Here is a 13,047-nt window from a genome sequence, read left to right as displayed (position 1 = left end):
GTAGTAGCGAGAAAGGATGAAATATCTAACTTAATACGGGACTATTATAGGGTGGTTGAGCTATACGAATGGCTTACCTAACTATTAAAGGCTTAATTACATTTATTACAGCAATGAGAAAAGTGTATACTTGATAAGGAATAGAAAATAAAGACATGTCTACTCCATTTGAGTGAGTTTATATTGTAATATCATACTTTTTTCGCCTAACCAGTCTTTCGGTTTTTCATAAGAGTAAAAAATACCGCTGTAAATATGGATATGTGCAGCTACGTCCCATGCTTGAGCTACATAAATGGTATCATTAATTACTTGCTCTGAGTCAATCTTGTTACTCCAAATAACATGTTCATCGGTTTTCATTTTTTTTGCAACGTCAAAATCTTTATATATACCTTCAAAAGTATTATAGCCGACATGCCCCCTCAATAAAACATAAACAACATTCTCCATATAATATTAATTAAACACAACAAATGTAATTCGTTAATTAAAGCCAGTCGTAATCAATATTAGCACAGTAAATTTCACGCACGAAATCAAAAAGTAGAATAGCTTTTATTGCGTTTCTTTCTGTTCCAAACTGGAATGACTCGCCATGTAAAATGGCGTGACGATTAAATTCCTGTGGATTAGCGATATTCTTCCTAAATAACTCATAATCATTTCTGTTGCCATAATGTAGTTGTAACGCATTAGAAACAAAAAAAACATATGGGTTAGTAACTGGAAATACCAGCTTATCTGATTTACTATTATAGAAACCCGTCTTGCCGAGTGTGATATCCTTTGCCATACCGTCTATCTGGGTAAGAATTAATGGAATTAATGCTACATAGTTTTTTTTCATCATACAACTTGAAAATAGATTCTATTATATTTTTTCTACTTGGTAATGCTTCAATTGCATACTTGATAATCCAATCACGGTTTTCATTGATAATTGCGCACAGCTTAGCATCAAAATCTACTTTATCTATACTGTCCCAATTTGATAGTGTATTATTAATGTAATCTAAATCAAAATCGAACAAAATGTTTCTACCTAAATAATAACCATCGACGTTGACCACGCTTACTTTTTGCGCTATTTGGGTCATTAAAAAAAATTGTTGGTGTGCTGAAGAATTTTCAGGGACAGTATTGAGTTTAATTTTCATGTTATTGGGTTAATCGTTCAGCAAAGCACCATACATCCTATTAGTAGCTTAAATAATGGCCTATTTTGTTAAAAGCATCAACAAGTTCTCTTCCTGTATTTTCGTCTAAAATTAGATTCTTACCATCAATGGAAAGGTAAATTAAATTTTTACCGTTTAAATAAGATGACCTACCCATTTCAAAATGAACTTCGCCATTTTTACCACCTGCATCTTTTATATTTTCTTCAAAAAAAACTGTTGTATCCATATTGATTTTTAATAATATCAATTTAAAAAACAAAAATTAAAACCCAAATCTAAATGATATTTTCTTTGTCCATTTTCATTGGTAATATAAGAACTTGCAGCAAGCGGTGGGTTTGACCTTATATTAACTAATAATTCAGGTATCTCTATTGCAAAAATGAATCACTTTATTGTGGAGAGGATTATTGGAGGTACATACGAAAGCGCATCTGGTGACTTCGATAGAAAAGAGTTTAAGAAATTGTATGATGGTATTAAAATAAGTAAAATTCGCCCATTTGCAATTGCTATTAAATTTATTAATCGGTTTTCTCGTACTGGTGCAAATGCCATTAGTATCGTTCATGAATTGGTAGAAACTTTGAATGTTCATATAATAGAAACATCAACTGGTTTATCAACAGAAAACGTCAAGGACAAAATCCAAATTTATCATAGATTATTGGATGCTCAGACTGAAAACCAAACCAGATTAGCTGCCACACTTCCTGGGTTAAAGGCTTTTTTGAAACAGGGTAATAGACTGGGTAAAGCGCCATATGGTTACACCACAAAAGGCACAAGGGTAAAAGACTATGATCGTAAATGCGCTGTACAAACAATAGAAATAAATGCGCAAGGAAGGCTGTTTGCATCTGCATGGCAATGGAAGTTACAGGGCGAGACAGATACCGCAATCCTGAAGAGATTAGAGGGATTGGGGATAGTGTTAACTAAGCAGCAGATTAGTAAAAATTGGAGAAACCCATTTTACTGCGGTATTTCAGTAAACAAACTTCTCGATGAACCATGTAAAGGGAACTGGGAACCGATGATAACCGAAGCCCATTTCTGGAAGATACAAGCCATTCTCAACCCTTCTAAAGAAGGTACGTATCAAGTGTCCAGCAATAACGATAATCGCCCTCTTGCAAGGTTCCTGAAGTGCTATCACTGTGGTACGTTGCTTACTGGTTATGAGGTTAAAAAGAAAGGTGTACACTACTACAAATGCAATCACTGTACAGGTGTTAACATGAACGCAAGTACAACACGTTCATCAAGAAACGAGGGCTTGAACGATAGCTTTAAAGAATTACTGAAGGGGGTGAACCTTCAAGAAAATTATGTCGGTGTGTTTAAACTCCAATTGCAGAAACTATTTAAAACACTAAACCTCGATGCTACTAACGAGTTGAAGTTGCAAAAAATCACATTAGAAGAATTAACCAGCAACATGCAGAGTCTTGAAAAGAAATTCCTGTTCGGTAATAGCGTGACTGAAGACGTTTATCTGAAGCATAAGAATGAAATTGACGCTCAAATACTGAAAAAGGAAAGAACCATTGCAGATTTAGAAAGTAAATTATCTAACCACGATGAATTTATAGAAAGAGCCATTACAGTTTGCCGAAACATCAGTAAACAATGGGAGGTCGGGACTTCTCATAATAAACAACGGATTCAAAAGGTACTATTTCCAGATGGTTTGGTCGTTATCCCCGAAAATAGGTCATATCTAACCGATAATATGAACCAAGTCTTCAAGCTAATCCCTTGCCTGACAAGCGTTTCAGAAGGTGCTAAAAAAGAGAAAGCCAGCATAAATGCTGACTTGTCTCTTTCTGTAGCGAGGAGGAGATTTGAACTCCCGACCTCAGGGTTATGAATCCTGTGCTCTAACCAACTGAGCTACCTCGCCAGAAAATTGTTGGTTATAATTTCAGTTAATGAATGTTGTTCGTTTCCTGAAATTTGGGACTGCAAAGGTAAGTAATTCTGTGTTGAATTTCACAATAAAAGTACATATTTTTATTAATCACATTCCTGTATAGATGTTTCCTATTTGCATACCTCCATTTTCTGGTGCATTTTTACACTCACAAACATGCATACTGCCTAATGTCTAGTCCCGGCCATCGAAAAATAAATCCATTCTCCAAACAGAATAATGATACAGGCTTTGCCAGTAACAATACCGACGTAGGCGGCCGCTTCATAAATAAAGATGGCACCTACAACCTGGAAAAGGAAGGTATGCCCTTTTACAACAGAATGAGTCTCTTTCACGATATGCTCTATATACCCGTCTGGAAGTTTATCGGCATTATCGTCGTTTTTTACCTGTCTATAAACCTGGCATTTACCACTATCTATTATATACTTTGTCCCGATCAGTTGATAGGCATAATTCCCGGCAATAAATGGAAGATATTTAAAGAGTTATTTTATTTCAGTGCACAAACGTTTACGACTGTGGGGTATGGTCGTGTAAATCCTGTGGGCGATTCTGCCAACATAGTTGCCATGCTGGAAGCGCTGACTGGCTTTCTTTCATTGGCAATTGCTACCGGTCTTATCTATGGCCGGTTTTCCCGCCCCCGCGGCTATCTTAAGTTCAGTGATCATGCGCTGGTAAGCCCATACAAGGGAATAACTGCATTAATGTTCCGTTTTGTAGCCTATAAAGACAAGCACACACTTACCGACCTTGACATACGTGTAAATGTAGTTATGCAACTATTAGAGAACGATACACCTACCTACAAATACTTCACGCTTGAACTGGAAAGGAACAAGGTAGAGAGCATGCCTATGAGTTGGACGGTGGTACACCCTATTACAGAAACAAGCCCATTTTACGGATTTACAGAAGACGATATGAAAGCTGCTGATGTAGAGTTATACATCAACCTTAGGGCTTTTGACGAGGTATTCTCCAACTATGTGCAACAGCGCACCTCCTATACCTATGATGAGATTCTATTTGACCGCAAGTTTATTCCTATGTTCAGAGAGAGTCCTGATGGACGCAAGACTATTTTGGAACTTCATAAACTGAATATACATAATGAGGTGAAGGCAAAAACCAGCTAAAAGTATCCAAGGTACTCCCTTGAATAAGTGGTGTATTCTATGCTTATCTCATCGCCTTCGCTAAAGAAATCATAATCATTTGCCGAAACCTCTATACTCAGCTTTATGTGTGAATCTATGTAGAAGTGGTAGGTATCGTTGTACGGCACATGAACTTTTCGGGTCACATGATTGGTAGATACCGTTTTGGTACCGTATTTAATATCGTGTTGCAGATGGCGCAGATTATACCGATAGGAAAAATAGGTGGCAAAGCTGGATATAGTGAGTAAGACAGTGGCGGCAGTAAAAAACTTAGGATAAGAGAAGGCATTGGGCGCACCATCATACACCCTATACCAGGCGGCAACATAGGGCACAACAAAGCTAACTACCATAAATATGGTGAACACCTTTACGTATTGCCTGCGTTCCCGGCCTTCTTTCTTAATAAGAAAACCAAGTTCGTTGGCGTTCAGTGCCTCCTTGTAGTGTGTTAACTCAGTTGACATATTCCCAGCTTCTTAGCCATATACGGCAGCATATTTGTCGCTTATATACTGCATAAAGTACTCTGTATCCAGTTTTTTGCCCGTAACCTTTTCGCACAACTCTTCCGATGTATATCTGCGTCCATATTGATGTATCCTATCCCTCAGCCATACCAGCAATGGCTCAAATTGGCCACGAGCCATTTGTTCATCAAGGTCAGTTATTTCTTCATGGGCCTTGGCAAAAAACTGCGCAGCGTAGAAACTTCCCAGACTATATGTAGGGAAATAGCCGAAACTACCATGGCTCCAATGCACATCCTGTAGTATACCCCTCACATCATCGGGCGGAGTGATGCCCAGGTATTTATCATACATGCTATTCCAAACAGTTGGCAGGTCTTTAGGATCGATCTTGTTCTCCATCAGCCCCTTCTCTATTTCATAGCGTATCATTACATGAAAATGATAGGTGACCTCATCGGCTTCTGTTCTTATCAAAGATGGCTCCACCCTATTCATAGCCTTAAAGAAATCTGTAACGCTTACTCCCTTAAGCTGCTCGGGGAAGTATGATTGCAATACCGGGAAGAAATACAGCCAGCTATTTAACCCACAGCCTACACAGTTCTCCCATAGCCTCGACTGCGACTCATGTATACCTAGCGATGCAGCAGCACCCAGAGGTAACCCATATTGATCTCCCTGCAATCCCTGTTCATATAACGCATGTCCACCTTCATGTATTGTGCTCCATAATAGCGACGCGTAGTTATGCTCATCTACCCTTGTTGTTATGCGCACGTCGCTGTTAGAAAAAGATGTTGTGAACGGATGCTCCGCATAATCTTGTCTGCCCGCTTCAAAGTCGTATCCCATCTTTCTCAGCACCTGTTCAGAAAAATCCCACTGCACCTGCTTTGGATATTCTTTGTGGAAACAATCGTTACTTACCTGATGGCCTTCTTTTATTCTTGCCAGTAGTGGCGGCATTTGCTCTCTTATTTTAGCAAATACAGGATCCAGCATAGCCACTGTAGCACCGGGCTCATAATCATCCAGCAATGCGTCGTACGGATGACCATCATAGCCATACAGTTTGGCCTGCTCCTGTTTCAAGGCAATCATTTTAGTAAGTGAGGGTGCGAATATAGAATAGTTGTTTTTTCGTCTGGCTTCTATCCAGGCATTAAAACACTCACTTGTCTGGCGTGATATAGCCTCAACAAATGATGATGGTAGCTTTCTGTTTTTTTCATAATCTTTCCTGCTCAGGCGCACATTGGCCTGTTGGGTGTCAGACATATCAATACGTTCCGCTAATTCATCAAGTAGTTCGCCAAGTCTTTGACTGGTGAGTATATCATGCGCATGAGAAGCAAGTGTTGCAAGTTGGCGGCCCCTGTTTTCTGCACCCTTTGCTGGCATGTATGTTTCCTGATCCCATTCAAGCACAGCAGCAGCATTGCTTATATCGGCCGCTTTCTGCATCAGGACTACGTATTCATTATATAGATCAGCTGTATTTGAAGACATTTGTTTGTTTGACATAATTAGGAAATGGTGTTTTCAAGGCGCTCTATCTTCTGTATACCGTCAAGAGTGGCCAATGCATTACAAAGTTTATTCAGCTCCTCACGATCATGAACATAAACCATTATCGTTCCTTCAAATATCCCGTCATTAGAGTCTATACTCAATGAACGCATATTTATCTTCAGGTCTCCTGATATTATGTTAGTGATCTTCTGTATTACCCCCACATCGTCAAGACCTACTATACGCACACCGGTAAGGAATGATATCTCTTTGTTTTTTGCCCACTTGGTCTTAATGATCCTATGACCATAGTTAGCCAGTAGTTTAGCAGCGTTAGGACAGTCTGTACGATGGATAGTTAATCCTTCTCCAGCAGAAACAAAGCCAAATACATTGTCACCCGGTATTGGCTGACAGCAGTTGGCTAACTTATACAATATCTTATCAGAACTGTCTCCGAATATGACCACTTCACCCTTACCCGGCAGTGTCTTCTTTACATCTTCTTCACTAACAAGGTTGAGCGATTCGTTTTTCTGCTCACGAGCAGGCTGCAATAGTTTTTCTCCATGCGGACTGAAGTCTTTCAGATCCTTCAGATCGATAGCACCTACCGCTATAGCATAGAATAACTCAAAAGGAGTGATCCTTTTATAGTGCGCGCAAATCTCGTTCAGGTTAAAGTGCGACATGGGCACACCTATCTTCTCCAACTTCTTCTTAAGGATCAACTTACCTTCTTCACCTACTTTTCTCCGTTCTTCCTTGAAGTAGCTCTTTATTTTCGATTTAGCCTTTGCTGTGATCAGGAACTGCAACCAGTCTTCCGATGGCTTTTGTTTAGATGAAGTAATTACCTCCACTTGGTCTCCGCTATTGATCTGGTAGCTGAGAGGTACCAGTTTGTAATTTACTTTGGCGCCTATACACTTCATTCCCAGTTCAGAGTGAATATCAAAGGCAAAATCTAGTGCGGTAGCACCCTTGGGCAGCACACGCATGTCTCCCTTAGGGGTATAAATATATATCTCCTCGGTAAACAGATCGAGTTTGAAATCTTGTATAAAGTCTATCGTGTCTGTATCAGGGTTGGCCAGTATCTCGCTCAGATGTACCAGGAAGCTATCCAGCTTGCTTTCCTGTTGTGATGTAGACCCTTCCTTATATTTCCAGTGCGCGGCAAGCCCCTTCTCAGCTATCTCATTCATTCTGTCTGAGCGTATCTGCACTTCTACCCAGCGACCACCAGGGCCCATCACCGTAGTGTGCAAGGCTTCATAGCCATTCCCTTTGGGAACGCTAATCCAGTCGCGCAGGCGCTCTGTACTTGGGTGGTAAATATTGGTGACCACAGAATAGGCCTTCCAACAGTCATCTTTTTCTTTATCAAGCGGCGATTTTAGAATTATGCGAATAGCAAACAGATCATAGACCTCATCAAAAGATACGTGTTTGGTGCGCATCTTCTGGTAGATAGAATTAATAGCTTTAGGTCTGCCATATATTTCAAACTCCAGCCCGTTTGTAATAAGCGTATCCTTTATAGGCTTAATAAATTCATTAATATATCTGGTTCTATCTCTCCTGGTTTCTTTCAGATTCTGGGCAATCTCAGCATAAATATCCGGCTGAGTATACTTCATGGCCAGATCTTCCATTTCAGATTTGATCTCGTAGAGACCCAACCTATGTGCCAAAGGAGAATAGATATAAGTTGTTTCCGAAGCGATCTTCAGTTGCTTCTCCCGGTTCATGCTTTCAAGCGTCCGCATATTATGCAACCGGTCAGCAAGCTTTATCAATATCACTCTTGGGTCATCCACAAGCGTCAGTAATATCTTTCTGAAGTTCTCAGCCTGCAGAGTTGAATCACCTTTTATATCTACAACATTGGATATTTTGGTCAATCCATCAATTATCTTGGCAATCGGCTTGCTGAATTCACGCTCAATATCTTCGAGCGATATTTCGGTGTCTTCAACGGTATCATGAAGCAAGGCACAAATTGCGGATGTCACCCCTAGTCCAATTTCCTCAACCGCTATGCGTGCAACTGCCAGCGGATGTAAAATGTACGGCTCCCCCGATTTTCGACGCATGTGCCTATGCGCCTCTACTGCCATTTCAAATGCCTGGCGCAGTTTATTCTTATCGCCCTTCTTAATGCGCTGCCTTAATGCTCTTAATAGCGCTCTATATTCACGAAGTATGATTTTCTTCTCTTCCTCATCAGTTTTATCATACGTTAATAACACCTGGTTCTGCATAGTATCGAATTTACGCTAAAAAGCTAAAAGTAAGTATACAAAATACAAAAGCCAATATTGGCTATAGATATATTTATCATCTTAACCGACAACTGTTAAATGCTTACAATTTCCACTGATTTGCTTAGTTTTGGCCATTATGCAGCGTTTACTATTCTTCATCATAATAGCAGGAATATTTACTTCTTGTCGGCCAACGGAGTTTACTCCCAAACCTGCAGGTTATTTTAAAATAGATACCCCGGCGGTCCATCAATACAAAGAGTTCATGTATCCGGGATATCCTTATCAGTTTGAATATCCAATCTACAGCAATGTGGAAAGAGATACTGTCTTTATAAAAGATAATCCGAACAATAAATACTGGTTAAATATCAACGTGCCGTCTCTCGGTGCAATGATCAACATTACATACCTCACTGTACCCTCAAAAGATGGATTTATCAGAATGGTCAATGACGCTTACGGATTGTCGTCTTTTCACGAAAAGAAAGCAGATTATATAAGGGAAGAAACCTACAGAAACAAATACGGAGTTACCGGTATAATATACACGGTGGGCGGAAACTCTGCTTCGCGCTTTCAATTTACCGCCACCGATTCACTACACCATTTTCTGCGGGGAGCACTTTACTTTGACGTCACCCCCAATGCCGATTCACTAAAACCGGCAGCTGATTTCCTTGAACAGGATGTAAACCACTTCCTTGAAACTATCAGATTCAGCTAAAAACCGATTGTTTCAGGAGTTGACGTGCTTTTTTACAAACAATCGAAAAAATGAGTTGTTCAATTACACGAAAACGTTACTTTTGCAACCCCTAATGAACCCAACGGTTCTATGGTCTTGTAGTTCAATGGATAGAATAGAAGTTTCCTAAACTTTAGATCCAGGTTCGATTCCTGGCAAGACCACATTAATGTAGCGGAAGCAACATGCCACAAGCATGTCCTTCCGCTATACTTTTTCTAAACACCCTGTAGCAAGTTTAACTTGATTTTTTGATGGGAAAATCCGGGGCGTTTATATTGGGCGAGCGGAGAAAATGTCAGTTTTATTCAGTAAATTGATCTTTAACTTTAGCTTGGCATTATTTTTATACATACTTCTATAATACCATATGACGAAGCAGCCGCTCCATTTATTGCTTGCCGATGATGATGCAGATGATTGTATCTTCTTTGACGAGGCATTGAAAGAGCTTCCGATTGACTCGTCTTTGGAAACGGTTGGTGATGGAGAACAATTAATGAGGTTGTTGATATCCAGGCCTCGTGCGCTTCCGGATATGCTGTTTCTAGACTTAAATATGCCGCGTAAAAATGGCTTTGAATGCCTTGCAGAGATCAAGACAAACCAGCAATTAAAATGCCTGCCGGTTATAATTTATTCAACTTCGTTAGATAGGGACGTAGTAAATTTGCTGTACGAGAAAGGGGCGCTACATTATATTCGCAAGCCCGGTGATTTTTCAAAACTAAAGGAAATTATTTTTCTGGCGCTTACTAGTGCTTCTATCAATAATGGAGATACTATAAGCAAAGATAATTTTATCATCCAGGTTCAATAAATACGCTAATGGGAATTATAAATACTGACAAGATGCGGTTTATTGCAGGAGGTGGGGAAATGGGTAAGTTGACCAGAGAAAAAGACTGGAGTAAGACATCTCTAGGTTTACCTGAGTTCTGGCCTCAGAGCCTACGTACAACACTTAGTATAATACTAAATTCAAAATTCCCAATGTTCCTTTTCTGGGGACAGGATTTGATATGTTTTTATAACGATGCATATCGGCCAAGTCTGGGCAAAGAAGGAAGGCACCCCGCTATGCTGGGAATGAAAGGAAAAGACGCCTGGCCAGATATATGGAATGTAATTAAACCGTTGTTAGACCAGGTACTTGACGGAGGAGAATCCACCTGGAGCGAAGATCAGCTTATCCCTATTTACCGAAATGGAACGATAGAAGACGTATATTTTACTTTTAGCTATAGCCCTGTAAACGATGAATCAGGTTTGCCTGCGGGTGTATTTGTTACCTGCCACGAAACCACCGAAAAAGTTATTGTTCACTCTAAACTGGAGGAAAGCAAAAACGAACTGGAGTTTGCAATAGAAGCCGCAGAGTTGGGAACATGGGACTACAACCCGAGTACAAATACATTTACAGCCAACGAAAGATTGAAAAAATGGTTCGGGATTGCGGCAAATGAAGAGATCGAACTCGCACATGTGATAAATGCCATCCACGACGGTGACCGGCAACGGGTGACAAATGCCATACAAACAGCCCTTGATTACTCATCAGGCGGCAACTATGATGTTGAATATGTGATCCTCCATCCGCACTCAAAAAAAGAAACCATTGTGCATGCAAAAGGCAGGGCATGGTTTAACAATGATAAAATTGCCTGGCGGTTTAATGGCACCATGGAAGATGTAACTGAACGAGTAGCAGCGAGAAAGCAGGTAGAGACAGGCGAAGCACGATTTCGTAGTCTTATCAACCAATCGCCAGTTGCAATGGTGGTGCTGAACGGTCCGGAGCATGTTATTGAGATTGCCAATAGCGCGATGTTGAAAAGATGGGGCAAAACAGGGCAAAACCTGGAGAGCAAAAGACTCATCGATGTTTTTCCGGAAATTATAGGAGGACCTGTTCCGGGGCTACTGGATGGTGTTTTTAATACAGGCATCGTTTATCGAGAAACTGAAGCAGTATCATATATACAACACAATAATCCGGCAATAACAGCTTATAACGATTTTGAATATTCACCGTTGCGGGAAGCAGATGGCAGAATATCAGGAGTTATTGCTACGGTAAGTGATGTAACCGAAAAGGTTAACGCGAGAAAGAAAATTGAGGAAAGTGAAAAACAATTCCGTCTGTTAGCCAATTCAATGCCGCAGCACATTTGGACCGCTGATTCAGAAGGTAACCTCAATTATTTTAACAAGTCTGTATACGAATACTCGGGACTATTGCCAGAACAGCTTTATGTCGATGGTTGGTTACAAATTGTGCACCCCGACGATAGGCAAAAAAACATCAGAGAATGGCTTTATTCAGTTAAAACCGGCAATGATTTCTTATTGGAGCATAGATTCAGAAAGTTTGATGGAGAATATCGCTGGCAACTAAGCCGCGCAACGGCACATAGAGATGAAAACGGTAAGATCCAAATGTGGGTTGGCTCCAGTACCGATATCCAGGATCAGAAGAACTTTTCCGAGGAACTGGAGCAACAAGTAGAGGAACGAACGAAGGAACTGATATTTACCTATGAATCGCTGAAAAGGAGTGAAGAACGATACCATCTTATGGTGGAAGAAGTGCAGGACTACTCGATTATCTATCTCAACCAGAAGGGCATTATAGAAAACTGGAATATTGGCGCAGAAAAAATAAAGGGATATAAAGCAGAAGAGATCATTGGTAAAAGCTTTTCTACCTTTTACACTGCCGAAGATAAAAAGAACAATTTACCGCTGAAGCTGCTCACATTGGCGATCAAAACCGGGCGGGCAGGCCAAGAAGGCTGGCGAGTGCGTAAAAACGGAGAACTCTTCTGGGCTAATGTTGTCATTACTGCTGTACACAATGACAAGAATGAGATCATTGGATTTTCAAAGGTTACCCATGACCTGACAGAAAAAAAAGAAGCCGACGATATAGCAAAAAAGAGTGCCGAAATACTGGAGAAAAATAATATCGAACTGGAGAAAATGAATAAAGAGCTTCAGTCATTCGCCTACATTTCCAGCCACGATCTTCAGGAACCTTTGCGCAAGATCCAGACTTTCGCCTCACGCATATCAGAAACGGAAGCAGTTAATCTGTCTGATAAAGGACTAGATTATTTTAAGAGGATGCAGGATGCTGCGTTTCGGATGCAAACTCTGATCAATGACCTGCTGGTTTACTCACGAACCGCAACGTCTGAAAGGAAATTTCAATATGCAGATCTGAACGAGATCGTAGACGAGGTAAAGGGTGATCTAAGAGAGGAGTTGGAGCAAAAGCATGTTATGATTGATTCGTTGGGCCTGGCAAAAGTAAATATCATCCCCTTTCAGTTTCGCCAGCTGTTGCATAATCTGGTGAGCAATTCGTTAAAGTTTGCCCGGCCTGAAATTGCGCCATGCATAGTTATCAGGAGTGAAATATGTAAGGGCGATCTTTTAAAATGCGATCGACTTTCGGAAGATGTTGAATACTGCCACATTAGCTTTTCGGACAATGGGATTGGATTTGAGCCACATTTTAAGGACAAGATATTTGAATTGTTCCAACGACTGCATGGCCGACAGGAATATAATGGCACAGGCATAGGGCTGGCGATAGTAAAGAAAATTGTGGAAAACCATCATGGCGTAGTTACAGCAACAGGCGAACTGGGTAAAGGGGCTACATTTGACATCTATATTCCTTTTTCACATGCGGTCTAGTATTTTTTTGCAATAATTAACCCTGTAAGTAATTACCTCACCAATGCTTT

Annotated in this window: 11 protein-coding genes and 2 tRNA genes; 5 read left to right on the top strand and 8 right to left on the bottom strand. The window is 40.4% G+C overall.

Annotated features, from left to right (window positions below; all coding sequences use genetic code 11):
- Positions 1-159: 159 nt before the first annotated feature.
- The 5 genes from CJD36_RS03430 to CJD36_RS03410 all read right to left on the bottom strand — a co-directional run bounded on the left by CJD36_RS03430 (position 160) and on the right by CJD36_RS03410 (position 3,090).
- A complete protein-coding gene (locus CJD36_RS03430; RefSeq protein ID WP_105037693.1) occupies positions 160-453 on the bottom strand; it encodes a hypothetical protein in 294 nt (97 codons plus the stop codon).
- A 37-nt stretch (positions 454-490) separates the two neighbouring features.
- Positions 491-796: a hypothetical protein gene (locus tag CJD36_RS23150; protein ID WP_105037692.1), complete on the bottom strand. Its 306-nt coding sequence runs from the start codon at positions 794-796 to the stop codon at positions 491-493.
- Complete coding sequence (locus tag CJD36_RS03420) at positions 756-1,160, bottom strand: hypothetical protein (RefSeq protein WP_105037691.1); 405 nt, start codon at positions 1,158-1,160, stop codon at positions 756-758. The genes CJD36_RS23150 and CJD36_RS03420 overlap by 41 nt, the downstream gene beginning before the upstream one ends.
- A 40-nt stretch (positions 1,161-1,200) precedes the next feature.
- Complete coding sequence (locus CJD36_RS03415; protein ID WP_105037690.1) at positions 1,201-1,410, bottom strand: hypothetical protein; 210 nt, start codon at positions 1,408-1,410, stop codon at positions 1,201-1,203.
- Between the two features lie 1,606 nt (positions 1,411-3,016).
- Positions 3,017-3,090: transfer RNA gene (locus tag CJD36_RS03410), tRNA-Met, on the bottom strand.
- 200 nt (positions 3,091-3,290) lie between these two features.
- On the opposite strand from CJD36_RS03410, the gene CJD36_RS03405 reads away from it, so the two are divergent.
- Positions 3,291-4,265 (top strand): ion channel, encoded by a 975-nt coding sequence (locus CJD36_RS03405; RefSeq protein WP_105037689.1) that lies wholly within the window; start codon positions 3,291-3,293, stop codon positions 4,263-4,265.
- On the opposite strand, the gene CJD36_RS03400 is transcribed toward CJD36_RS03405, so the two are convergent.
- From CJD36_RS03400 to CJD36_RS03390, 3 genes are read right to left on the bottom strand one after another with little or no spacing between them, the layout of a single operon-like run.
- Positions 4,262-4,756 carry a hypothetical protein gene (locus CJD36_RS03400; RefSeq protein WP_105037688.1) on the bottom strand — a complete coding sequence of 165 codons (495 nt, stop codon included), beginning with the start codon at positions 4,754-4,756 and terminating at the stop codon, positions 4,262-4,264. The genes CJD36_RS03405 and CJD36_RS03400 overlap by 4 nt on opposite strands.
- 12 nt (positions 4,757-4,768) lie before the next feature.
- Positions 4,769-6,286: a carboxypeptidase M32 gene (locus tag CJD36_RS03395; RefSeq protein WP_240609283.1), complete on the bottom strand. Its 1,518-nt coding sequence runs from the start codon at positions 6,284-6,286 to the stop codon at positions 4,769-4,771.
- A gap of 2 nt (positions 6,287-6,288) precedes the next feature.
- Positions 6,289-8,541: a RelA/SpoT family protein gene (locus CJD36_RS03390; protein WP_105037687.1), complete on the bottom strand. Its 2,253-nt coding sequence runs from the start codon at positions 8,539-8,541 to the stop codon at positions 6,289-6,291.
- Between the two features lie 139 nt (positions 8,542-8,680).
- On the opposite strand from CJD36_RS03390, the gene gldD reads away from it, so the two are divergent.
- The 4 genes from gldD (at position 8,681) to CJD36_RS03370 (ending at position 12,997) form a co-directional block, all read left to right on the top strand.
- The gene (gene gldD / locus CJD36_RS03385; protein WP_105037686.1) at positions 8,681-9,271 is read left to right on the top strand and encodes a gliding motility lipoprotein GldD; all 591 of its coding nucleotides are present in this window, start codon (positions 8,681-8,683) and stop codon (positions 9,269-9,271) included.
- Positions 9,272-9,384: 113 nt separating this feature from the next.
- Positions 9,385-9,456 (top strand) — tRNA-Arg (locus tag CJD36_RS03380).
- Between the two features lie 206 nt (positions 9,457-9,662).
- The gene (locus CJD36_RS03375) at positions 9,663-10,112 is read left to right on the top strand and encodes a response regulator (RefSeq protein ID WP_105037685.1); all 450 of its coding nucleotides are present in this window, start codon (positions 9,663-9,665) and stop codon (positions 10,110-10,112) included.
- Between the two features lie 8 nt (positions 10,113-10,120).
- Positions 10,121-12,997 carry a PAS domain-containing sensor histidine kinase gene (locus CJD36_RS03370; RefSeq protein WP_105037684.1) on the top strand — a complete coding sequence of 959 codons (2,877 nt, stop codon included), beginning with the start codon at positions 10,121-10,123 and terminating at the stop codon, positions 12,995-12,997.
- Positions 12,998-13,047 lie beyond the last annotated feature (50 nt).

This window comes from Flavipsychrobacter stenotrophus, assembly GCF_002954265.1.
GTDB classification, from domain to species: Bacteria; Bacteroidota; Bacteroidia; order Chitinophagales; family Chitinophagaceae; genus Flavipsychrobacter; species Flavipsychrobacter stenotrophus.
This window is presented reverse-complemented; position numbering and strand designations above follow the sequence as displayed.